This is a genomic window from Mucilaginibacter sp. (genome assembly GCF_028288185.1).
Lineage (GTDB): Bacteria > Bacteroidota > Bacteroidia > Sphingobacteriales > Sphingobacteriaceae > Mucilaginibacter.
The window spans coordinates 171,150-196,113 of record NZ_JAQBOF010000035.1 but is presented as its reverse complement, the minus strand read 5'-3'; the positions used below and the strand labels follow the sequence as shown (position 1 = coordinate 196,113).

The window sequence follows — 24,964 nt, the reverse complement described above, 5'->3', positions numbered from 1 at the left end:
GTTTTTATTGTTTTACCCATTCTCCATCTTGAAAAACGTATGTACCCTCTTCTAATTGATTAATATTATTTATAAATGTCATTATAGAATGATCTGTTTTTAATGGGTCTTCTGTATAAGAGTTTCTATCTTTTTTACCTTGGTCATTATTAAGGCCTTGTTGTTTCCCATCTGCAATTCGATTCATGGGATCATGGACTCCATGTTTTTTAGCATTGTGCGTGTATTGTTCTGTATGCACTCCTTCAATCGCTCTTAATTCTGCACCTTGTAAAGGATCAAAGTCAAATTCACTGATTTTCAATCCATTACTCTGATCTGGATGGTTAATTGCCCATTGAACTATTGCATGGATAAATCCCTTTGCATATGCTCCGCCCATACTATGACTCACAATTTTTAAACTTTCTGTGATAACACCGCCAGATTTATTTAAACTTGTAATAATTGCTTCTGCATCAATTCCCCCTTGTTTCTTACCTGCTTCATACCGATCGCTTGAAAAAAGATTACCATGACCATTTAATCCGCCGGTTGCAAATTGATCAAATAAACTTGTTGCAGTGTTTAGCCATCCACCATCAGCACCATCATAGTATTTGGCTGGTTTCAAATCATTAAAATGCCATTGTACCTCCCAATCAAATGCACCGTTTTTATCTGACCAATATTGATGTGAGGCGCCATTACCAGAATTTTGTCCAGCAATAAAAATTACAAGATGTCCATTAGGGTCAATTGCATTGGTAGGTGTATTTAAAGCATAATTATACGGCGACCAATTAAAATACAATTCAGCCTTTGGGTCTATATGCCCCCACCTTGCAATTACAGGATCGTAGAACCTTGCGCCATAATCGTATTGTTTATCTAAGTCTTTTAGAATCTCCTTCCCGTTATAAAGATAGCGGTTATCATTCGAACTATCAAAAAGCCCGTTACGCAAACCAAAAGCATAATATTCATCTTCCTGTAAAACGCCATTAGCATCCATACTTACCCTAACATTACCTAAATGGTCCTTTAAGTTGTATTGGTATTTATACGTACCTCCGTTAGGTATCGCTCGGCCCTCTTCAGTACTGATAAAGCTTATGGTATTATTATGGTATATAATACCGTTTATGTAGTCCCAGGTGCCATCGGCAGTACTGGTGGTTCGTCGTTTGGTTCCGGTGCCATCGTAAATGTAATTAGCAATAGTTGCACCGCCCTGGCTTAAATTGGAAGGCAAATTAAGAATATTATAAATGAAAGTTTTTGTATTACTGATTTTTCCATCTGTGGTAGCATTACCATTTGGATCATAACCGTAACTGAGGCCTGCACCTAATGTATTACTTACAGTAACCAGCTGATTGCTTTGGTCACTATTGGCGTATGTATAAGAAAGATTTGCCGCGCCACTACCACCACGTATTAACGCTGTGATGTTACCCATCTTATCATAAGTTATAGCCTCATTAAGATTATTACCGGTTGATGTAGCAATTGTTAAACGGTTAAGCGCATCATAAGTATAAGTAAATTGATGGGTTGCAGAACTTGGGTTATGGACATTGTAAACCATAGTGCTGATGTTACCATTCCATTGCTGAATGATACCTGTTCCCGAATTATTATAGTTAAGGCTCAGGTTAAACAAATTACCATCAGTGGTAGAACTGGTTAACCAGCCACGCTCGTTATAATTATAGGTAGCAGCCTGTAAAAAGGTAGTACCATTATCGGTACTATGCAAATGTTTTATGTATTCCTGCCCAATATCGTTAAAGTCGTTTTGGCTAATTAGCGTATTGATGCCATTGTTTATTTGCTCAAAGCTTTGGCGCTTACGGCCCATATGGTCATATACATAAGTATTTGCTATGGTTACCGCAGGGGTGGTGCCGCCAACGGTAGTATAATGTGTCCGGGTGGTATTGGTTATGGCGTTTGTAAAATCATATGTGTTAACTATATGATCGTAATTAGCGGTGTTTAGGCTGGCTGTTCCGCCTAAATAGTGCTGCGTGTAAACATGAGCCATGCGGCCCTTATCATCATAATAGTTTACAGTCCAGAGCATATCATTAGTGCCCAGTATGTTTACCTTGCTAGCGGTAAGCAGCCCGGTAACCATTTGGCTGTTTTCGGTATGGTGATCATAAGGCAAGCCCGTTATATTATAATCATCATAATAGTTAACACTTAATATAGTGTTTAAGCTTGTGGGGTAGGTATTGGTTAGGGTGTAGCCGTAGATTTGGGTATTGTCTTTGGTTTCCCATTTGGTGGTTTGCGCATATACCAGGGTTTTTAAACTTTCCGGGGTTATGGTGGTGTTGCCGTTGTTCCAGATCCCTGTTATAGCTACCCTGCCTTGCCCATCATACTTGGTTATTATCCATTGGTTATTGGCACGCTGGTTAGCATCCTGCGTGGCTACAGGTTGGTCAAGCACGTTATAAACGGTGTATTCCCAACCTTTGCCGGGTAGTTTTTTCTTTGTTACGCGACCCAGCTCATCATACTGGTACTGGTAGCCCAGGTTATCCAGTATGGGTTGGTTCGCGCTACTTGTAAGGCCCGCATCTGGCTCGGCTTTAGGTGGCAGCACAAACGCCAGGTCGCCAAAATCATCATATACATAATAGGTAGACAGCATTTGCACGCCGCTTGTAATACTGTTATAGATGCGTTTTAGTATAACGTGGTTCTCTTTATCTGTATAGGTTTCGGTTGTACCAATACAGCCCAGTGTTGGGGTCCAGTTTTCGTCTTTGGTTATGGTTACGGTTAGCTCGCCATCGGCGTACGTACTGCTGTTGGTAAGCGTGCGGCTGCCATCGGTATTTACACTGGCGGCATAAAACACCACCTGCCTGCTGCCCAGGGTATTGCCGGCGTTAAAAGCTACATTATCATTTAAGGTAGTAATAGTTTTTACGGTATGGCCGTTGCCTGGCTGCCAATCGGTGCCCGGCGCGCCGGTTTCTAATGGCCTGTTCAGCGGCGAAAACTCGGCAAAGATTTGGCTGTACGGCTGTAGCGTGCGCACCACCCCTGGTATACTGGTTGCGGGGCTGTAATAGGTGGCCTGGTCGGCAAACGCCGTGGTACGCAGGCTGCCCGATGTACCCGTGGCGGCATAGGGCAGGTATTTGGTACCCTCTCTCCCGAAAACATCATAGGCATTGGGTATTACTACGTCCTTATCGGCATTGGCGCCGCCTTTGGTTTGCACGGTTTGCAGCAGCCTGCCCAGTCCATCCATATACTTGATGGTTTGCATAACTTGGCAAACATCAAGCAATGGTATGGTAGATGGGTTGGTAATGCCATCTACCCTTAACGTATGGGTTGCAATGTAGTTTTGACCGGCTGATGGAGTTGATGCAAGCGGCACGCAGTTAACCGCCAGCGGGTTTATAAATGCGTGGAGTGTTTGACCCGGTGCGGTAGTGAATCCGTTAGCTAATGTTATGCTGTTGCTAGCCGAATAGGTGCCCGAGGTATTAGGCGATGACAGGGTTAGGTTAGCCTGTGCATGCAAGTTGAGCGTACAGCCAACTAGGCAGGCTGTGCTTAATATGACTGCCCTTAGGTCTTTAAATATCTTCATGTTTCTTTTTTTAAAGAAATAATTTGCTGATTAATTATTTACACAGTTGGTTGACGATGTTTCGGTATAGTTATCACTGTAACTGCCATCGCTAAACAAGTAATGGTAAACACAGGTATACTGGCCGCCGGATGGTGTACTGCTGATGTACTGCTTAGTACCTGTTTCGCAGGTGCCGTTAACTACTTTTTGACCTTCGCCTCCGCATGAGCAGGTACCAAGCAGGTTGGCATTGGCCTGCCCATTGGCTGTAACCTTTGCCTGCGCTTTAGTATTGGCATCGGCAATGCTTATCTCTGACGATACTGTACCCACCGGCACATCATAGTGTACCCGGCTGCCGGTACCCTGGTCGGGTGGGCAATCGTTTTTAAAGAAATTTCCGCCGTAAGCCTGGTCATTATAAAACATGCACTTGCCGTTGGCATTGGCGTAGGCTTGTCCGTTCAAGTTTATCTCTTGCTGGGCCTTTGCATTTGCCGTTGCCTGGTCGGTACCGCTATATTTACCGTACGGAACGCTATAGGTAACGGTAGTCGGCGTAGATCCCGCAGGGCATCCCTGCTTTGTAAACACCTGTTCCATTTCGGCGTTGTAAGCCAGCGTTGTTGACGCCGGTGTGACAGCTACGCCGGGACCATAATTATAACTGTAATTTTGCCTGATACTTTTATACTGGTCCCTGATGTTCACCAGGCGGCTTAATCCATCATAATCATAATATTCTGCCTGTCCTGCTGCTGAAACTCGGCTGTTAGCGCCAATCAGGGGGCTATAGGTAATGGTCTGCATTTGAGCATCTTTCGGATATAGCCGCAGCTCATCGATATTAATGCCCGAGCCGGTAAGCTCTATCAATGTTGTGCCTGTTGGCAGCAGGTGTTCGTAATAGGTCCACCCGTTTATGGTGGTGCCCTGTTTGGTTACCGGGGCGGCTGTGGCTCCATTTACAGTAACCGTGGCCGCGGCGCTTGCCCAATAAGTAACCAACGGCTGATAAGCCTCGCTTGTCAATACCTTGCTTATTTTACTTGTTGAGGTAAATGTGCCCGATTGTTTACCCGTAAACGAAGAAGCTGTATTGATGCCTACCTGGTACAGCGTCCAGCTGCCGCCATTACTCGTGGGTTCAAAGCTGGTATAGGCCACCCTGCGACCGGGCGAATTAGTTACGGAAGCCGTGGGATACAGGGTATTGTAATCCCATACATAAGAAGCAATGGGTGTCGGTACTTTTGACTGCTCCGAAAGATTCCCGTCAGTCGTGTAGGCAAAAACTGCCTCTATCTTATAGGAGGTATTATAAGTGAATACGTTGCCGGTACTAATATCCGACTGCTGAACGGTCGTTAACGGTACCACGCTTTGCAATATCATAGTTGAGTCGATTGCGCCTAAATGGTTCGGCGAATAAATATTGATCATTCCGTCAATATACCGCTTGTTGCTTCCATCGGCCTTTTGCCTGTACTGAAGCACCTCCGCCTCTTTTCCATGCACTTTACTGCTATTTAACAATTTTAAGCCCATTGCCGGTGCATCTGCCGATGAGCCTGTAATGTTGTAATCCTCCGCGTATTTTTTTAACGTAACCACCTCGCCATCGCCGGTAGTGGTCTGCCTGATCTTGGTGGGGTAAATATGGTTAGGATTGTCATAGCTGTAATTATTTGTAAACGTTCTGTAATTATTACTTGCCATATCGTAACTCTTTTCCGTCGTCGATATCAAACTGCTGCGCTGGTTGTTGAACGAATATGTTTCCAGGTAGTAATAGGTGTCTACGGCTTTGCCTTGTGTGCAGTCCGTAGGAGAGTTTTCCCATGCATAGTGCGGGTCCCATACGCCATTGTGGAAGCAGTAAATATTATGGTTGTTTTGGACTGACTTTGGCTTAATATTAAATCCAGAAAAAGTATAGAGCGTGTTATATAAATAGGTGTTTGTAGTTTCTTCCAGTAACTTATTATCGCTGTTGTATATGGCTTTTTTTAAGAGATCGCCACTCGCAATATCATCATCGTGTGCATCAATATAACCTACGTTATAATTATAAACTGTGCGGCCCAATTGATGGCCCAGACCGTCCGTTTGGGTCTCGGTCACCTGCGTATAACCAATATGGCTGCCTTGAACGGAGCCTAGCCCGGTAATAGCGTTCGCGGATACGTTATAAATGACATTCTGATCCTGTGGCTTCCAACAAGGGTCTGGGTCAAACGTCCCCGGCCGCCTCACGTCTGATATGGTTTGCGTCAGGTAGTTTGGCGTTGTGCCGACAAGACCGCTTGTGGCGCCGTCATCGGCCAGGTAGGAATAAGTTTTCCTGGTCGCTATCATCCCGCTTGTCGAGTAGTCATCGATCTCGTTTATTCTCAGACCTCCTACGTTTACAATAGGCGAGCCTGAATCGCTTGCCCTGGCCTGATTGAGCGCGTAGTCAAAGGTGGTATATCCACCGGTAGGATATTGTATTTTATTGAGTATAGTGCAAGCCGAGCCGCCCAGGTCTGGTTCTCTGTTCGCGTTTCCACCCAGCGTAATAGGGCCATAAGAAGCTCCATTGCGCCCAATTACACTTACATTAGGCACCAGCGTGGTGTTGCCGGATGCATTAAAAAAGCCCCAGTGATCCAGGGATGCGGTAAAGCGCGGGGGCACATTCGTATTGTTGTAAGTAAACTGGTAGGGAGGTTTCGATGGGGTTACGCCATCTACAGACATCTCCTGCACCCCGTCTAACCTCAACTTGATATTGGTTCCAAAGTAGCCGTAAGTCAGGTTATACTGCTTTACGAGCGTGGCGTTGCCATCCGCGAAACTATAAACGCTAACCTGATCCAATCTCCGGTCCTCTGCAAAGTCCGAGTCGTTTCGGTTTTGCGATGATGTGAAGTTGATGAAGGAAACGGTTTGTCCGTTTCTTTTGAGCGTAACCTTGTTCAGGAACTTTCGTTGCACGCTGCTGGTTGGCGGGTCAGCAAAATAAGTGTTCGTTTCTCCATTAAATCCAGTACAACTTATCAGTGCAAGAACATCGTACTGATACGAGTAGGATTTGTTTTGGTACGGATTGGTATAAAGGCTTTGCTGTCCGGCTGTAGTGGTGTAATCGAAATCCATTTCCTCCAGGCCATCGGCAGAGGTTATCTTGCTTAGAAAGTAGGCGGATTTGTAGTAATACCAGATTCCCGTTGCGGAATTATTGGTGGCTGCCTGCTCGCCTTCGGTGAAAGAGTAGGTATTGCCATTTTCATCGATGACCGTAAAATAATCGTTATTAATATTATCCGGTATAACGTTCACCATGTCTTGTTTTTTCTTGATAACATTGCTAACAGGTGTCAGCAGAAATTTACCGGCATGTCCGTTGAAATTGTAATAATAGGTATCGGGTTGCGTTTCCAAAACACTGCCCTGGGCGTAATCAATGTAATTGTAAAATGCAGCAATATCAGACTCGTCCGGATGCACTAGTGGATTACTACTGGCATGAAAGTAATTGTTATTCACGTCCGGATTACCGGATACCGCTCTCGAAATTACACCACCTGCGTTCAGAGACCAGCTGCTGCCCACCCACGTTGCCAGTTCCTCAGGCTTGAAACCCGATGCGTTGTAGCTGAGAGAAATAGGTAAACTTAGCGAGTTACCCTTTAATTCGTATAGTGGGACGCTGATGCTGGGCGTACCTGTAAAAAGGCTGACAGGCACGTTGCCATATTTTCCCAATTCGGCCGCAATCGGTGCAGGTGGAATTACCTGCTTGGCCTGGAATTCGGATTTTGCTACGGTAACGTATAGAGCTTCTGTCTGGCCGTAACTGTTAAATACTATTAGCAAGTAACAAACAAGGAGTAGATATTTTTTCATGACAAGGAAATAGGTATTAATTATTAGTCTATTTATTATTGGCTAATTTGTTGATCTGATCCTGCAAAGACTGATTTATTTTTTGTTGTTCAATAAGATACAAGGTCAACTCTTCCACCTTTTTAAGTAACTTAATGTTCATTTCGCCGAGATTCAAGCCATTCTTTTGTATTTCAGCGGCTGATGGTATTTCAGGCAAATGATGGTTTGCATCCAAATAAGTTTTTAGCTCGCTTAATTGAGGAAGTTTATACGTTGGTTCAAACACATAATCAGGAACTGGGATGCTGGTATCTACTTTTACTTCTTTAGAATGGATAGTACCATTAACTGTTAATTTGGTATCAGGTTGAGTAGTGCCTATACCTACATTGCCAAACCTATCGATTCTTAGACGCTCACGAGAGTCAACACCACTGTTATGGGTTACAAATGCCAATTCCGTATTATTATTGCCAATTCCACCAGCGGTATGAACTATCGCCATTCCTGTTGCTCCGTTGTCGCCGCCGGTAAGGTTACCGCCATTAAATGTACCGTCAGCTCCCGTAGTGCCGACGAATGCGAATTGACCTGCGGAAAGAGATGAATATGTGCCTAAGCTAATGCCTCTACCATTTGCGGAAATGGGCATAGTGAGGGGTTGTGTAGGGTTTGTCGTGCCTATGCCTACGTTTCCCGCAGACACCATAAGACCTTTACCATTTATTATTTCTACATAACTTTTCCCAAAACCTGTATTATCACCGGTACCTGCTCCAAGCTGAATACCTGTATCAAATTGCAAACGCAATTGCTGATAAGGCGCACTCCATTCACCGGGCGTACGGTAAATTCCGTACTCAAGTCCGCTGTGCCAAAACAAACCATTTGTTGAGTTAGTAACGACATCGTCACCAAAAGTTATTTGACCAGCGTTGGAAAGATCAAGTTTGCGTTGAGGGGTAATTGTACCAATGCCTACGTTACCCGAACCATAATATATTCCACCAGTTCCTGGATTCCATTGTGCATAAGAAAAATGAGCGATTGCAAATATTGCAACTAGAGTTGTGTAGAGTTTTTTCATGATAAGGTTTTAAACTGCTGGGGTACTGGGTTAAAGATAGTTAGCAATAATCAAAAAGCCAAATAAATGTTAGTCAAATCATTAATCGTATTGAATCTAACATGATAACTACTTATTATCTGTTAACTTTGCCAGCGCTTTTTCTAAAACAGCTATGCGTTCGTCTTGTTGCTTACTCTTTTCTTGTTGTTGCTTTAGAAGTTCAATTTGTTTCTGTTGGTCAATAGCGTATAAAGTCAGCTCTTCAACTTTCTTAAGCAATTTAGTATTCATGTCACCTAGATTGATCCCTTCCTTAGCCATTTGTGCTGCTGACGGTATTTCAGGTAAATGATGATTCTTAACTACATAATCTTTTATCTCTGACAAGGTTATTGGCTTATAGTCGGCATTAAAAACATAGTCCGGACCTGGCACATTTAGATCTACTTTTACTTCTTTGGAATGGATCGTGCCATTTACGGTTAATTTAGCGTCGGGTGTTGTTGTGCCTATACCTATTCTTGCTGCATCTAAAATAAGCGGTTGATTTCCTCCTCCTGTTTTCAAAACTATAGGATAATCATTACTAATAAAATCGGGATTACTTATATCATAGTCTACTTGAAAAGATCGTGCATCTCCAGCACCTATTCTACGTGGAAAAAAAAGAGATTTACCATAAACAGTAAGTGGTGCCTCGGGATTTGTTGTGCCGATGCCGACGTAGCCTGTATTTCTTTGGAATGTCAGTAGCTGGGTGCTCGTGCCGGCATTTACCCTGTTGAGCTGCAGGTCTCCCGTTGTCAGGTCATCTTGCAAGAAGCTAAAGCCGTAGGTCGGGTTCCCGCCCTCCGTAAAAGAAAGCACGGGCGCATAAGCTGCTCCAGCAGGAGAATTGATTTGTAGTTTTGCGCCAGGGCTGGTTGTGCCAATACCGACATTGCCGCTTGATAGGTTTATATCCAATAAATCGTTCAAGGTCGCTGATCCTCCAACTGTATTTCCTGACGATCCCATTATTCGAAACAGGCCTCCGGCTTTGTACAACGATGCTACACTGGAGTTACGAGCAATCCATCCACCACTTGAGAAGTCAACGTCAAAGCCGATGCTCGTATTATCGGGAGCAAAATTAAGAGCAGAAAGGCTCCCTTGTCCATTGGTACTAATGCGAAACTGAGAATTGGACGGTGTAGTGCCTGAATTTATGTGAACCAATGCTTGCGGACTTGTTGTTCCAATACCAACATTATCCATTGTCGTCGTATTACCACTACTAGTATTAAATTGCGCATAAGAAAACTGGGTAAATATGGCTATAGCTAGTGTTAGAAGTATTTTTTTCATTGTGATGTGATTAAGTTTGCCTCTAAGGTAAATAATTGCCTATCAAATAACAATAGCCTTCTTTCTTTCGCGAACCGTTCTACGCGAATAGAGGGTTAGGTCCTTATAGAGATAGCCGCAAGGCGACTATAAGGAATGCATCACAAGGCATTGGCGCTGCATTTGAACAATGCGAGTAGCATTGTAATTGCAAATGCCGTGACAATGCTGATGCCTAACCCGAGGCGTAAGGTGAGCAAAATTATGATTTGCGACTTGATTCAAGCAGATTGAGTGTTGCAAGGTTTACCTGGTTGCAAACCAAGTAACCGAAGCATAAATGAAAATTGCTTAAATCAAGAGAGAGCAAATATGAAGCAACAACTTTGCTATAGTCAAAGCAGGGTGACAGATTGCGAAGTGTGGATCTTAAACAGCACATTTTATGAATGGGTGGTATATGTGTATAGGGTATGAAATAAAAATGTGCCGCAATCCACGCGAAGCATTACCTTATAATGTATGCGTATGCATTCTTTATCAGGTAAGACATCTGGCGACAGCTTTGAAAGCATTGGCAGTTGCGTAATACCATATTTCCTTGTGTGTGAAAGGCCCGGAGCGCCAACAGGAGCGTAGCTAACCTTACCCAATGTAAGCAACAGAAGCGGGTGAGGTTAGTGAAGCTACTGTCATACATTAGAGCCAATCTTTATGACCATCTAAAAATGAAAAATCTTTGTGTCCAAAAGCTTTTGCTTTATAACGTCTGATTACGTCCATTCCTCCTTCAATCAGTGTCCAGTCAAGATTCTTAAGTACGGAGTACTTTTCGACCAACGGCTTGAACTTTTCATCACCATTGGTTGATAGACAGTTATAAACTAATAACAAAAGCTCGTTAGATGATAATTGTGCTCTTATGATGTTCGCATATAGCTTTTTATTTGAAATGCTAGATTCATCAATGAATTTGAAGATATGATACAGATTTCTAAAGTAGTGGCCTAGTACATGCTGATATGAATCATATAGAGAAAGATATGTACTTATTATATCTTCCTCAGCCAGGTTTTTTAGGGGGTTCCACCTTTTAATAAGCCATCCATTGATAGCTATAAAGCTTTCTCGACCAACAGCAATTGCATTTCCTCGCTCATCCCTTGCAGCTGCTGAATTTACTAAATTATGATGCAATGTGACCATCTGAAAGAAGGTGCTTTCAAATCGCTGTAGACTTTGAGTAGCCAATTGCTCAGTATACACTTCTCTGCTAGCTTGAAGTTCAGCGGTTTGAAGTTCAAATTCTTTAATTTGATTAGTTAAAGCATCGGTTTGCAGGCCCAACGCTTTACGATTCACCTCCATGTCTTTACGTTGTTCTGTCAATGCTATGTAGAAAAGTAATACACCAGCTAAAGACCAGAATGTCCCTACTAACCCACTCATAATGGAACCTAAACTGCTCAATTTGCTGTGGTCTATTGTTGTCGATGTTGAGAATACTGTAGAGTCTTTCCAAAGGAATAAGATTAATAAGGTAATGAAGGAACTCGCACCTAAACCAATCAGCCAAAATGCATATGTATCTTTTACTTTCATAGGTTAAATATATACAATCACTAAGTAATGTTGCTATTACTTCTCACACATCTTATAGCACAGCGAACGAAGAGAGTTGCGAAGCAGGTCGGTGTCAGCCGACCATTATCGCAGGTCCGTCTTTTGGAACTTGTAGGATAAAGTCGTTACCATCCCAAGTTGCCTTACATGATGGTAATCGAAAGCAATCTCCTTGATTCCATTGTGCACCTACTATGTTTTCAATCAAGTCGTCTAACCATACATCCTCACCAGCTTTTAGGTTTTTAGGTACGAGGTAGGCTGCATAGGGTGATTGGTTGTGATGTGGGTTATAGTCGGTAAAGTCAATAACTGTTATCAATCCTTTATTGCTACTCTCGGCGCGGAAGTCATGTATTAATTCTATTTCACCTGTGATCGGGTTTTGTAAGACTGCGAACTTGCTTTTAATGGATGGGTTAGGCACTACCAGTTTAACTAAAGGCATATAACCTTTGCTAGCAGCCTTATTAATGGCTTCCTTTGTTCTTGCAGTTAATATTGTGCGCAAGCCTGTAGTTAAATCAATCAAATGTGAGCTTTGCTCCTTGCGGAATAATTTATGTATCATAAGTGATCGTGATGTTAAATTGGTTAATGTCGACCTTTAAGCAAGTGTTGGGGTTTAGCTGTAGGAGTCGTTGTAAATCCCTTTCATTTAAAAGGGCTGTATCTAAAACTTGATGCTGACAAGTAGCACATAGTCTGTCTTGACTATGTGCTATATTCGTTAGTTCGTCCCAATGTTTGTTTAAAGGGCAATGAAGTTTTTTTAAAGCTGTTAAGCTATCTGTAAATAGTGTTTGAGTGATTGGGTTATACTTCATGGTTAGTAAGTAATTGGTACTATTTCTTTAGAACCTTTTAGCAGTAAACGTACAGCTTGCGCTTTGATACTTTCCTCCTTTCTCCGCAACAGTTATAGTTAAAAGCGCGGAAGTTACTACCCCAAGTGTTTTATTGACTGTTAGACGAGCTGTCCACTTTTCCTTTTCACTTTCTTCTGTGACATCATAGTATTCATTAGCAGATATAGCTCTAAGAACTATTGGTTTGGCATCATCCGGCAGTTGTAATTTAACGCTTTTGTCGTAAATAGTGATGATAATCGCTTTGCCTAAGCCTTCAGATGCCTGTTTGTACATTTTATCATTTGATGAGTTAACATCAGTGATTTTAAGGCTTTGCGCATTGGATATGGTTAAAGTGCCAAATACAAGGAAGCATGTGAGAATTAGTTTGTTAAACATAAGATTGTGATTAGCAAGACAGACAAAAGTCTGCCTTGTAGGGTTTAAAGATTAGGTATTAACATAAATTCATGTTTGTCGTTACCAATAGGTACGTCAACGTAAATTTTTTCTTTAAAAGATTTACTTGTGTTAACAATTACATAGCCTTCAATGCTCTGTCCTTTTAAAAGAGTGTTGCTCCGAATAAGTTGCTGACTTATGTTTTGATTTTGCTGAGCAAAGTTTGTTGCCACGTGTTCTAATTCTTGCCTGCTTCTATAGTCTGCTTCTGATACCTTACTCGCATCGTAAGTTGTAGTGGATGAACTTCCTACCGCATAGCTGCCGTTGGATGAAACTACTGCTGCATTGGTTCTTGAAGTAGAATAGCCTGCAGCGGTGTTATTATAACCATCGCTGAACGCCTGCACAGCCATTGCGAAATTTTGCTTTCTCTGTAGCTTGTTGATGTATTGATCAGCGGAATATACTGCATAGGATTTAAGCTTCTTACCGTTTAAGGTATATACTTGAATTTGTTCCGGTATTGCGTCAACTCGGTTGGCGTTGTTGTTAACGTAACCTATTCTCAGTTCAAGTTCACCGTCGACTGGCTTAATGGCTGTTAAGATAACCGAAGTTTCACCCTTCTGCGAGATTGCATAAGCAACTCCATTATTGATGATGATATTATTTTGTCCGGTTGTAAATGGATCTGGTCTGTAGTAAAATCCATGACTACAAGCTGTGGCAAGCATAGCTATGCTTAAGATAAGTAAAGGTTTAAATTTCATTATATGATTTGGTACCATATCAGTCCTCTATGGTAGGTTGGTAAACACAATAAGCGCAAGGACTGAACTTAATTTGTGACTAAGAGGCCCTTGGAAAAGCCCAACACCAACAAACAAGTCTTCGCCCTTACGCTTATCGCGTAGGACGTTGAACTCATCTGTCTTTGGTGTAATTGAAATTTCCAAGGTTTCTTAGCCAAGACAAACAAAGCTTAACGCTTATATCTTAATAATAAAATTTTCTTGTAATGGTATGTTGGCGGTTTCCTCCTTTTTTATTGTAAAGTTAATAAACAGTTGTGATACTATGCAGCCTTCATTTGTTTTCTTCTTACAGCTGCTGGCTTGTACTTAATTAAATGAAAGGTGTGATGCTTCATCTGCTCTTCGAGATATGCGTACATTTCGTCAGGATTATGTATAAAGAAACTTGTTTTAATGCTATCCTCAATGTTCTGAGACGTAGCTTCCCGCATAGTGGCCTTATAAAGAAAGCGTGTAAATGCAACTGTGATATGAGCATAGTCCTCACATGGTTCAAATCCATAACGAATACTAAGCTTGCCGTCAATGTCGCTTTCAAGGCGTAGATAAAGCAACGGATTACAGAACTCGTGGATAATTCTGCTTAGCGAATCACTTAAGCGATCTTCTCTTATCAATGAGTATCTGAGTTCTTCGCGCTCCAATGTAGCAAGCAATGCCTTTGCTTCTTTAAGGATTTTAAAAAATACCGTTTGAACCTCTTTGTTAAAAGGGGATTGCACTGGTTTAGATGGTGTTTGTTTCATAAATTATTTGTTTAGTGAGTTAGTGTAAACGATAAAAGCCCTGGTCGTTAGACCAAGGCTTGATATGTTGTAAGGCAATCTCAAATGATTACCTTGTAAAGGAATGGATGTGTATTGGCTCTTGCACAGCCAATACAGAATTGTAGAAAGTATTAAAGTCAGGTGCAAATTGCTTCTCAATGGCTGCTCTGTCTAACGGATAGGCTTGCATCAGCTTTCTTATCTCTGACTCATAACTGCAATTGTTAAAGGCATAGGTTATTTCATAATTGTAGGTGAATGCACAATCAAGTCTCCAATAAAAATGAGGTGTGAGCAAGGCATGCATACCATAAAGTCCTTCTGACCTATCTTCTTTGTAATCACGTTCAAAATAGACATCTCCAGGCAGCATGTAAAGCGACTTTACGACATTGACAATGCGATGGTAAGCCACTTCAATGGGTTCATTGTGCGTCGTCATTTGGTCATACTTCTTGCGTTGATGAGCAACGGTCCAACGCTTGTTTCCTCGGCTTTGTGATAATGGAAAATGTTGTTGGATGATGTCTCCAACGTGTTTGATCTCTCGCATGTTATGTGGTTTTAGGTAAGTGAATAGAATGAGTTTGTGACTAAGGCATAAGCCGAATTGAAAGCCAGGCAGCAGTGATAGTATGAATGCAAAGCATTCACAGGGTTTCAGCTTTTGCTTGCAAAAGTGTGCTTTCAACATAGGCTGTGTGCCCTTAAGTCCCACACTCAATTTGATTTTATACCGGTATCAGGTAAGGGGGTGAAATTCTAAGCGGCCGATCTCCGGTTTGAACACTCAGAATATATTTCAGGGGAGAACATTTGTTAATACTAAAGCAAAGTGCTATTAAAAAGGGCGGGGTAAGATCATATGGAGCGCCTCAAAAAAATATATTTTGAAAATTGAGTTTGACGGTTATGTGTTTGCTCAGAAAGATGCCCTTGTAAAGTAAAGGGTTGGGAATGGGTATAAAACAAAAAAAGGTGCACTAAGGCACCTTTTTTATAAGTGTAACTTTCTAAAGTCTTCGTACAAGTTTCGGATGGACAGCTTAGAGATTTCATCAATTGCTAATTTTTCCATTTTCAAATTGGCTGCCATTATTGCGAATGAGCTGATCGGCTCGAGTGTCGTGTTTTCATAAATCACTTTGGCTGTTGCTTTAAATAAATCATTTAAAAAGCATTGAGGGCAACTTAAGTCTCCTGATTTACTTATCGAACAGTTAGCTTTCTCATGTCCAGCGATTGTTGTTGTATATTGTGTATCTGATTGCGATAACGTCTCGTTATCAAATTCCTGGGCGAAATAATCCATGGTCATATTATTTTGTGTTATAATAAACTTAAAATATCTTTTGTGGATGCTGCTTGAGCAAATGGAGATCTATAGAAGCGACGAAACGGTTATCATTGCTTTATTAACATAAAGATAAGCAAAAAAGCTCGTGTACACAAAGAAAAGATAAACTTGCAGATGTCAATTATCCAAACCTTTGCTTTAAAAAGGGTACCCTTCTGAAGGATGTAGCATCGAAGTGTTTTGTATTTATAATACCATGTTTCGTTTCGTAATACCAAAACACTGTTTTTACAAGTAAAACATGCTAAACGATGGTTTGAACGAATCGATGTGCAACTAGCTGCTTTGAAACAACAAAACCCGCTTTAAGGCGGGTCTTGAGGCTCTGTTCCTGTTTAGAAACAATTATTTTTCATTCCTCTATAAAGGTAAGTTTTGAACTCCGAGAGGAAACATCAAATTATCACTACTCACGCTGCTTTTAACAGGTTAAAGTAACAATGCTCAATGATGTAACCGTTTACTAGCTTACCGCCTTGTTCTACTTTGCATCCATGCAGTTTATACCTTCCTGGCTCGTTCAGATCGGTAGCATTTGCTTTCTTTACCACTCCAGTCTTGGGGTTGCGTATCTTCAATAGTGTATAAGCGAACTGTAGTATGTTTACCAATCCCTCTATTGAGCAACGTTGGCCAACATCTAAGTTGTGATCTAGGTGAGCCAGTAACAATACTTCTGCATCTGCATTATGCTTTTCAATGAGTGCCGTTCTCACTGCTTTCTGTTTGTATTTTAGTTCAGCTAGCTTTGTCTTGCTTAGTCCATTATAGGCTTCATAGGCAAGAGGATTACTTTTCTGTATGCGTGCAAGCTCCTTTGCAACATGACCCATTACATAATCACCCTGATGCTGTAACAGTTCTTCTATCAACTGAATATCCTCTTTGAGTTTATCAGCTTTAGACTTACGTTGCTTCGATGCTGCTGCGCCATAGGGTTTCATCTCTACTTCATACAACGCCTGTTCCCATGCCTCGTTTATGGTATCAAGGTTGTTAAATTGCTCATTACACACCAATCCGTTTAGCACCTGGTCTAATCTGGTGGTATTGAAAGTTGCGATTCCTGTCTCTTCATCAATATCTGCAAAGCACTCAATAGGCTTAGCATAACTTTCTAAAGGCTTTACTCCAAATGTATTGCAGCGAGCAACATAGCTGTTGTAGCTTTCTATAGGTTGAATGTGTATCTCATACTCTTTCCTGAATTGATCAATAGTTTTCATGCCTTGTATGTGTCTGTTATTAGTTATATGTATGATCTGTTGTGTCGGCTTCCTTAAGCGGCCAATAGCCTGTACACCTTTATTGGTAATACCAACTTTGGTGTGTGCCTTATGTATGTCGGTAACCAGCAGCACTGTTGCGTTCTCCTCGTTAATATCTATGCCCTCAAAGTATTTGCAAGTAAAGAAATTGAAGTCTGCGTACTTATTATCTGTTGGCTCACGTTGAAATACCAATAGGTTATCCGGTAACTTATCAAAGTTGTCTTCATTAGCTGCACAATAGATATGGGCCTGGTCGGCTGTCAACCTGTTACGTTTAATACATTCCGTCATTTCTGTAACTGAGTTATAGAAAATAAATAGCTTGCCTGTAAACGCATCCCTGTTGCTGATATAATAATCAACACAGGCATCAACGTTACCGGTAGGTCTTACGATCACTTTACCCAAGTATGTCTGATGGAACCTGATATAAATAGGCTGAAACTGTTCAAATCGCTTGTCGCTAAATTTAAATGGTGTAGCTGAGATAAAAGTCTTGCGTTTGAAATTCCATAGGTACTTGAATGGATTCAGTATATTCTTTCTGAATGCTTCAGTAATTGCAGTATGACACTCGTCCATAAGCAAGAAATAATCCTGATAGAGTTGTGTTGATTTACCGGTATTAATAGCTGCGGTTATAATTTTACCAAAGCTATCAGGCGTTGACATGATCTTTTTATATTTGGTGGGAGACTGCAGATAAGCCTCAATAGCTTCAACACTAACGTCTCCATCTACGCCGAATAACTCTGAGTGCTTATTGCACTTACTGGTTATAATCCCCTTTGTCGGTACAATTATAATAGAGCAACGTTTGGCTAAAATCTCTAGTGTGGTACCACCTATGCCACATCTTCCTTTATGTATAAACGCGTTTGAAGGTAAGGTCCTAAATGCTTTATCTAAGTAATCGGTGTTGTTCAGGGTAATAATTATTGGTTTTATCATTTCTTTGCATAATACAGTATTTACGTTGTTGATCTGTGGAGTGTAACATGGTGTATCTGGCTTTAAATGATTATCTGTAACAATTGGCGCGGGAGAGGAAATCTTAGGTAAAGAAAAAGCTCTGTTAGCTAAACAGAGCTTTTTATTAAGCCTGTACCGTACTCTGAAATGTTATGTAAATATAAGAAAATATCCCGACTTTATCAAATAAACATCTAAATATCAACATATTAAGTCAATATTCCATTTGCTGCACTTGCGGTCAGGTGAAGCCCCTGAAAACAGGAATTTCAGTTTATTTTACATTTTATTTGAAAATAATAAAATCAATACTATCTTTGTCACCAGCGGGAGCAACCACATGCTTACTTACCGAATTCCCGCTAGGCCGACTACCAAATTAACCAAATAGGCCGTCAATCAACCAACGTACATACCCTCTGGGTAACTGAATTTTTTATGTTCTTTGACATGCTGTATACACTTTAAGCTTATTGCTTAAATTTAAAATTGACCAATAGTAGCTGTACCGGCATGGCCATGCTTTGTACAGATTATATATTGTAGTTCCCTACGTGCACGTAGGGGATGCAAAGGCAGGCTATTGCCTGGGCTGTAATAATCCCATAGTAGCTAGATAAACATTAAGCAAAGAGATCATTAGACGTAACTTTTATATTTAAAAACTTATTCAAATGACAACAAACTTTAATGTTAATGATTTAACAACAACCCAACAACAGAGATACTATTCACTTATAGACACCTACGGTGATCGACAAGCAATAGATATAGTAAAAGGATTAACTAACCGTGGTAAGAGCTCTTATGCGGTCTTTGTAGACAAAAGCGAAGCCGTGATAAAGGCTAAGCACGATGAACAAGATTACTTTACTGCTCTGTATGAGGCATTCGAGTTAAACAAACCTGTTACACCTGGTGATGTAATTCGTATCGTAGGTATCGTTAGGCGTACTCTCGAATTGGATGCTTACAAAACGAAACTTAAGATTCGTAGTGAGGCTGATTTCTTCCAACTCTTTGTGTTTGAGGAACTATATGTAACGAACACTGATACCAATGGTAACGAATTTAGAACACTGACTGGCTATAGCCCGATTGCAAGGGTTAGACCCGAAGTTAGTGACGATGCATCGTAATATTAGGCCCACCCTGCTAAGGTGGGCCTTTTGTTTTTAAAGGGTAGGCGCTGCTTCTTTAAGTTCTTCACTATTGAATTCTCCTAAACTGCGCAGATACTTAAGGGTAACCATAATTGACGAATGACCTAAGAGCTTCTGTAGGAGATATACATCTTTGGTTCGCTTAAAGACTTGGACTGCTGCTGTATGTCTGAATGAGTAAATCGTTTGGTTGTTGAATACTAGGCCTTTCTCAAACATCTTAACCCAATGACGTTTCCATTGCGTATTGAAGTAGGCGTCGTTAAATGGTTTCGGACTACCTGTGAAGATATTATCTGACCGCTCTATGCGGTCTAGGACAGGGATAATCTCTGTTCTTATGTATTCAGGGAGATATACAACTCGGACCTTGCCTCCTTTATTTTCTGATCCCGATAAATGCACTTCCGTATAGTTGTTCATAAAGTGTTCTTTTGTTAATAATCTGACTTCTTCATGAGGTCTTAACCAAGCACCATAAGTGAATAGACAGCATAAGTATAAATTGTAATTCTTTGCTCTAAGATATTCAAGAATGGGCTTGATTTGTTCTTTGTCATACGCTTTATGTAGTCTAGCTTTAACCCTTGCAGGTTCAGTTCTTTTAACCACGTTCAGCGTTTTATCAAGCATGCGACCAACCGATGCAAATAGGACTCCTAAGTCTCTTCGTCTGTCCATGTAATAGGTTCCGGAGGAGTTATAATTAGATAGAAACGCTTCGATTCGAGTTGTAGTTAATGTAGTAATTGGGGAGTTCTGCTCTTGCTCAGTTAGAAATCTTATAAACTGTTCATAGATCAATCTGAGGTTTCGTTTGTAAGTCTTGCTTAGACTTGCATTCATCTTCTTATCAAGCGCGGCTTTTAAAAGGAATTTAGTCCCAGGCTCATCAGCAGGAGCGATATCGATTTCTTTCTTCGCAGGATAGTTGTTAGCTTGTAATGATTTGAGTAACTCAAATTGAAGTTGTCTTAAAAGCTTACCACGCTCCTCTAAAGTAGAAGCACGATTGGGATTGATTGTTAAATTAATGCTTTTCCCGTTGTACTCTCTAACTCGTTTGTTGTCGAGATAGAATGTTATATAGGATCTTGTTTGTAATTCACTCGTTGAAACGATCTTTGGTTCTGTATACATTTGGCGCACATTTGGCGCACTTCTTCATTTATAAGGGAAAATTAGCTCTGCTACGCTCAGTTGGTTCGAGGGTGCAACACTCATAATCTTTTGGTCCCTGGTTCGAGCCCAGGTGGGCGCACGAGGTTTGACAATGGCGGCAAAGCCGGAACCGGCGGGGAAAGATTTTTCTCCGCCGGTTTTTGTTTCTTCTTATTTGGTCTATAACATTGACTTTAACTAACCAAATTTTTGAAGACGATTAATTCGAGGCAATAATTCCCACGTTCATCGATAAATACTGTCTATTAAAGCAAAAATATGCGTGAAAGCAGAATTATGCTTATAATAGCATTTGATCATGTTCAACAGATCCAATTATCGACAAATCATAGATCGTTATCTCCCGGCGATGCTTCACAGCATTGCCTGGCTTGTCTATTTCGCGGCCGTATATAATGGTAATTTTGAGAAAAACGATCTTAATAAATTCATTGTACGTTATAGTCCTAAATTTCTTTTTCAGGCCGCTGTTTTTTATATTAACTATCTGTATTTAATCCAGGAGACACTGGCTAAACTCAAAGTTTTAAAATACCTGTTCTTTAATTGTTTATTAGTATTTTTATTCGCTTTATGCCTGTCTGGCCTAGCACATCAATTACTTTGGATCACGTTTCTAAATATTTCCTGGTTCTTAGTTTTGTCTATACTGATCCGTTTTAGTACCGACTGGTTCTTGCATAAACAGCTGGAAAAGGAAAAGGAAAATCAGCACTTAAAAACAGAACTTGATTTTTTGAAAGGACAAGTTAATCCCCATTTCTTTTTCAATTCTTTAAATAATTTATACGCACTGTCGTTAAAACAAGCGCCCGAGACGCCGGAGACTATTTTAAAAATATCAGGGATCATGCGTTATATGCTCTACGAAACAGATGCTGCCAGGGTGCCGATAAAGCAGGAAGTAGACATGATTAATACGTATATTTCCTTACAGCAGTTAAAAACCAAAACCGAGCATTATGCTCCAATTAAGGTTGTTGGCGAAATTGATACTTTACAGATCGAGCCCCTTTTATTGTTGCCGCTGATCGAAAACGTCTTTAAACATGGTGCGGTTCCGATTGAGATCACTTTGACGGTAACCGAAGGGCATGTACGGCTCACTACATCGAACAAGATAAATGAAGATATATTAACGACTACAGGAGGAATTGGTTTGATTAATTTAAAGCGCCGGTTAGCATTATTGTATCCAGATAGGCATTCATTGAAACTTCAGAAAAACGATGGTACTTTTACAGCCACACTTGCAATAAATTTTTCAAACAAATTATGATCCGGTGCATTGCCATAGACGATGAGTTTTTAGCCCTGGAGGTGATCGAGAACTACGTGGGACGATTGCCATTTCTGGAATTGGCGGGAACTTTTACCAATGCCCTTGAAGCTTTGCCTTTGCTAACGGGCGAACCTGTTGACCTGCTGTTCCTGGATATTGAAATGCCGGACATCAATGGCCTTGCTTTCCTGAAGACCCTTAAAAAAGCGCCGCTGGTCATTTTCACCACAGCTTATGCGCAATTCGCACCCGAGGGCTTTGAAGTGGACGCGGTGGACTATCTGATCAAGCCGATTCCGTTTGACCGGTTTTTAAAAGGGGTACAAAAGGCACAGCAAAGATTGCAGCCAACGGAAACGACTATCCAGCCGGATCATTTATTTATCAAATCCGATTATAAAACGCTCCGGGTTGCCTTAAACGAGATCCTGTACATTGAAGGCATGAAGGACTATGTTTGTATCCATACCATCGGACAATCCATTAATACCTTACTCAGTATCACCGCCCTTTTAGAAAAGCTTCCGGCGACAGGCTTTGTCCGGGTTCACCGTTCCTTTGTTATTGCTTTGAATAAGATCAATAGTATCGAACGCAATACGATTTTAATTGGAGCAATTAAAATACCCATCGGCGATCAATATAGGGAAGAATTGATGAAGCGGATTAGCCCCTAAATATTTGACGCCAAATTTCTGACCGTTGACGGCTAAAATCCCCCCTTTGATGATTTAATTCTTCGCCGGTTTTGCTAAAACATTCCTTTGTTGCTGTAAAACAAACAAAGCAATGGAAGCACGATCAAATATTATCGAAACCCGGAATTTGAATTTCTCCTTTCATCAGGGTGCATCTATCCTGAAGGATATTAACCTCCAGGTACCTGCCGGGAGCATCTACGGTTTTTTAGGGCCAAACGGGGCAGGTAAGACGACCACCCTAAGATTATTATTGGGACTGATCAAACAGGAGCAATCTTCCATTCAAATCTTTGGGCAGGATTTTTGGCCAAACCGAATGGCAGTTTTAAAACGCATCGGTTCACTGATCGAGCAGCCTTCTCTATACGGACACTTAACAGCTAAAGAAAACCTGGAAGTATTCCGGCTTTCTTTTGGGTGTGACAGAAGCCGGATAAGCGAAGTATTGGTTACAGTGGGCTTACAAGCTGCTGCGGATAAAAGGGCAAAGGAATATTCTTTAGGCATGAAGCAAAGGCTGGCTATCGCCATTGCCCTGCTTCATGAACCGGACTTGCTCATCTTGGACGAACCCACCAACGGGCTTGACCCCAACGGCATTGTCGAGATCAGGGACCTGTTACGGAATCTGAACCGGCAATACGGTACTACCATTTTAATTTCCAGCCACCTGTTGCCGGAAGTAGAAAAGATCGTTACGCATTTAGGCATCATTAACGAAGGTAAGCTGATCTTCCAGGGCACCCTGCCTGAATTACAGCAATTTAAAACCGCTAGATTGACATTAGCTGCCGAGGTAGATGATCCGATGAAAGCGACTTCGCTCATTAGCCGCAATTTTAATGTAAAACAAGCCGAAGGCCAGTTGCACATCAGCATCCAAAACAAAGAGCAGGTAGCCGAAATCGCCCGGATATGGATGCAACACCATATTAATATCTACCAGCTAACTTTACTAAAAAGCAATCTGGAAGACCTATTCATGCAAATCATCAACAACTAAGACCATGAACAATTTCTTTTTAAATACCCGTGCGGAGTTCCTGAAAGCCAAAAGGACGTCCGTGATATGGATCACATTGATCGCCGCCCTGTTTGTACCGGTTATCGATTTTATCATTTGCCTGGAGCGACCCGACGTGATGACCCACCGGATGCAGCCCGGTTTCTGGTTGCTTTATCTGCAGTTTGTATGGAAAAACACGGCGGCTATTATCGTGCCTATCTATGCGATACTCATCACCAGCCTTATCGTTCAAATTGAATACCGGAACAATACCTGGAAACAGGTTTATGCTTCACCGCGCAGGTTCGGTGATATCTTCTTTTCCAAACTGATCGTGATCAACACTCTGGTTCTATCCTTCTTTATTTTATTCAGCCTGTTCTTCACTTTATCAGGACTAGCGGTAGGCGCGGCCGATGCAAACTATCACGTTTCAGATCATGCCATCCCTTTTACCGAAATGATAGACACTGCGGCAAGAATCTACTTAGGTATCCTGCCGGTAATGGCCATACAATACTGGCTCAGCCTGCGCTTTAAAAACTTTGCCACGCCACTAGGTATCGGCATGGGTTTGTGGGTAACAGGCGTGATATTGCTGGATTGGGATAAGATCATCTACTACCCGTATATGTACGCGCCGCTCATGTTCTTTTCAGACTTCAGCAAACATCCTGAAAAGCTGCCGCAACTGATGATCAATTCATCGGTGTGCTTGGTCATTGCGCTCCTGTCCGGTGCCTGGAACATTCGCAACCTGAAAGAAAAAGGATAAGCAAGTCCCGTCCACTTACATTTTAAATGCTCATCAAATGAAAACATTATTGCTTTCCATAGCTACGCTATTGACTATACTTCCTGCCAAAGCGCAACAAATCAGCGGCATGGTTAAAGACCCGGACAACCGGCCGCTCAAAGGCACGTCCCTCATCCTGAAAAGAACAAAGGACTTCACCGCAGTTAAACTGGCCGTGACAGATGCCTCCGGGCTTTACCGGTTACCAGCTCCGGCAGGCAGCTACTTTTAACAGCCAGCCATGTCGATTATGAAATAATACGGATGCCCGATCTGGTTTTGAGTACTTGTGCATTGGAAGCCTTTTTACAGCAAGACTTTGACCTGGGCAAGGGTTACCGGGCGAAACTGACTACCCTATACAATTCACCGGCGATCTTACAGGGTACCTTTAAAAGCAAAGCCAATAGCGATGTTGACTTGGGGGTGCAAAAAAATCTATTTTCTGGCAAGGGCTCTCTAAGGGTAGCTGTGACCGATATTTTCCATACACAAAAGAACCAGGTTTCGAGCAATGTTTCCAGACAACAGCTCCAAACCAGCAGCGGCGGCGAAACAACCCTGTTGCGGGTAGCTTTCAATTACCGCTTTGGTAGCAACAAGGTAAAAGCTGGCGCCAGACATCGCACCGGAGCAGAGGAGGAGAGCAGAAGAACCAATTAATATAAGATATCCGGGAAATGGTGCAGATGTTACCCACTAAGGTTCTCACGAATCCTTTAGCAAATTGGCAAGAAGCCGCATGTCGTCTAAAAAATGGTGCGAAAGTTGCACATTTTGGAGCACAAAACGCATCCAGTGCGAAGTCGAAAACCCCTTAAATCACTGATTTAAGGGGTTTTTCATTAGGCTATTTGAGTTAGCTTTAAGGGGCAGATTAAATCAAATGATTTAATAGCATTGACCTCTTCCCTTTATT

20 protein-coding genes are annotated in these 24,964 nt (G+C 41.6%); 7 read left to right on the top strand and 13 right to left on the bottom strand.

Annotation, left to right across the window (positions count from 1 at the left end; translation table 11 throughout):
- Window positions 1-4 precede the first annotated feature (4 nt).
- From JWQ34_RS15765 to JWQ34_RS15710, 12 genes are all read right to left on the bottom strand, one after another.
- On the bottom strand, window positions 5-3,604 hold the full coding sequence (locus tag JWQ34_RS15765; protein WP_299358767.1) for a DUF6443 domain-containing protein: 3,600 nt from the start codon (window positions 3,602-3,604) through the stop codon (window positions 5-7).
- A 30-nt stretch (window positions 3,605-3,634) separates the two neighbouring features.
- Entirely contained in the window at window positions 3,635-7,477 is a 3,843-nt protein-coding gene (locus tag JWQ34_RS15760; protein ID WP_299358765.1) for a DUF5977 domain-containing protein, read from the bottom strand.
- Window positions 7,478-7,505: 28 nt separating this feature from the next.
- Window positions 7,506-8,546 (bottom strand): hypothetical protein, encoded by a 1,041-nt coding sequence (locus tag JWQ34_RS15755; RefSeq protein ID WP_299358763.1) that lies wholly within the window; start codon window positions 8,544-8,546, stop codon window positions 7,506-7,508.
- Between the two features lie 108 nt (window positions 8,547-8,654).
- Entirely contained in the window at window positions 8,655-9,875 is a 1,221-nt protein-coding gene (locus tag JWQ34_RS15750; protein WP_299358761.1) for a hypothetical protein, read from the bottom strand.
- Window positions 9,876-10,553: 678 nt separating this feature from the next.
- Window positions 10,554-11,456 carry a putative phage abortive infection protein gene (locus JWQ34_RS15745; protein WP_299358759.1) on the bottom strand — a complete coding sequence of 301 codons (903 nt, stop codon included), beginning with the start codon at window positions 11,454-11,456 and terminating at the stop codon, window positions 10,554-10,556.
- A gap of 94 nt (window positions 11,457-11,550) precedes the next feature.
- Entirely contained in the window at window positions 11,551-11,925 is a 375-nt protein-coding gene (locus tag JWQ34_RS15740) for a hypothetical protein (RefSeq protein ID WP_299358757.1), read from the bottom strand.
- 406 nt (window positions 11,926-12,331) lie between these two features.
- Entirely contained in the window at window positions 12,332-12,727 is a 396-nt protein-coding gene (locus JWQ34_RS15735; RefSeq protein WP_299358755.1) for a hypothetical protein, read from the bottom strand.
- Between the two features lie 44 nt (window positions 12,728-12,771).
- On the bottom strand, window positions 12,772-13,503 hold the full coding sequence (locus tag JWQ34_RS15730; RefSeq protein ID WP_299358753.1) for a hypothetical protein: 732 nt from the start codon (window positions 13,501-13,503) through the stop codon (window positions 12,772-12,774).
- A gap of 305 nt (window positions 13,504-13,808) precedes the next feature.
- Window positions 13,809-14,294, bottom strand: coding sequence for a hypothetical protein (locus JWQ34_RS15725; protein WP_299358751.1), 486 nt, complete (start codon window positions 14,292-14,294; stop codon window positions 13,809-13,811).
- An 88-nt stretch (window positions 14,295-14,382) separates the two neighbouring features.
- The gene (locus tag JWQ34_RS15720; protein WP_299358749.1) at window positions 14,383-14,868 is read right to left on the bottom strand and encodes a hypothetical protein; all 486 of its coding nucleotides are present in this window, start codon (window positions 14,866-14,868) and stop codon (window positions 14,383-14,385) included.
- A 444-nt stretch (window positions 14,869-15,312) separates the two neighbouring features.
- A complete protein-coding gene (locus JWQ34_RS15715; protein WP_299358747.1) occupies window positions 15,313-15,627 on the bottom strand; it encodes a hypothetical protein in 315 nt (104 codons plus the stop codon).
- A 455-nt stretch (window positions 15,628-16,082) separates the two neighbouring features.
- Window positions 16,083-17,894 (bottom strand): DEAD/DEAH box helicase family protein, encoded by a 1,812-nt coding sequence (locus tag JWQ34_RS15710; protein ID WP_299358745.1) that lies wholly within the window; start codon window positions 17,892-17,894, stop codon window positions 16,083-16,085.
- A 695-nt stretch (window positions 17,895-18,589) separates the two neighbouring features.
- Between JWQ34_RS15710 and JWQ34_RS15705 the strand changes: the two genes are divergently transcribed.
- The gene (locus tag JWQ34_RS15705; protein WP_299358743.1) at window positions 18,590-19,054 is read left to right on the top strand and encodes a hypothetical protein; all 465 of its coding nucleotides are present in this window, start codon (window positions 18,590-18,592) and stop codon (window positions 19,052-19,054) included.
- A 36-nt stretch (window positions 19,055-19,090) separates the two neighbouring features.
- On the opposite strand, the gene JWQ34_RS15700 is transcribed toward JWQ34_RS15705, so the two are convergent.
- The gene (locus JWQ34_RS15700; RefSeq protein ID WP_299358741.1) at window positions 19,091-20,218 is read right to left on the bottom strand and encodes a tyrosine-type recombinase/integrase; all 1,128 of its coding nucleotides are present in this window, start codon (window positions 20,216-20,218) and stop codon (window positions 19,091-19,093) included.
- Between the two features lie 391 nt (window positions 20,219-20,609).
- Between JWQ34_RS15700 and JWQ34_RS15695 the strand changes: the two genes are divergently transcribed.
- The 6 genes from JWQ34_RS15695 (at window position 20,610) to JWQ34_RS15670 (ending at window position 24,708) form a co-directional block, all read left to right on the top strand.
- On the top strand, window positions 20,610-21,539 hold the full coding sequence (locus JWQ34_RS15695) for a sensor histidine kinase (protein WP_299358739.1): 930 nt from the start codon (window positions 20,610-20,612) through the stop codon (window positions 21,537-21,539).
- Window positions 21,536-22,219 (top strand): LytTR family DNA-binding domain-containing protein, encoded by a 684-nt coding sequence (locus tag JWQ34_RS15690; protein ID WP_299358738.1) that lies wholly within the window; start codon window positions 21,536-21,538, stop codon window positions 22,217-22,219. Before JWQ34_RS15695 ends, JWQ34_RS15690 begins: the two co-directional genes overlap by 4 nt.
- Window positions 22,220-22,331: 112 nt before the next feature.
- Entirely contained in the window at window positions 22,332-23,246 is a 915-nt protein-coding gene (locus JWQ34_RS15685) for an ABC transporter ATP-binding protein (protein WP_299358737.1), read from the top strand.
- 4 nt (window positions 23,247-23,250) lie between these two features.
- Complete coding sequence (locus tag JWQ34_RS15680) at window positions 23,251-24,024, top strand: ABC transporter permease (RefSeq protein ID WP_299358736.1); 774 nt, start codon at window positions 23,251-23,253, stop codon at window positions 24,022-24,024.
- 37 nt (window positions 24,025-24,061) lie between these two features.
- Window positions 24,062-24,277 carry a carboxypeptidase-like regulatory domain-containing protein gene (locus tag JWQ34_RS15675; protein WP_299358735.1) on the top strand — a complete coding sequence of 72 codons (216 nt, stop codon included), beginning with the start codon at window positions 24,062-24,064 and terminating at the stop codon, window positions 24,275-24,277.
- Between the two features lie 32 nt (window positions 24,278-24,309).
- Window positions 24,310-24,708: an outer membrane beta-barrel protein gene (locus tag JWQ34_RS15670; RefSeq protein ID WP_299358734.1), complete on the top strand. Its 399-nt coding sequence runs from the start codon at window positions 24,310-24,312 to the stop codon at window positions 24,706-24,708.
- The last annotated feature ends 256 nt before the right edge of the window (window positions 24,709-24,964 follow it).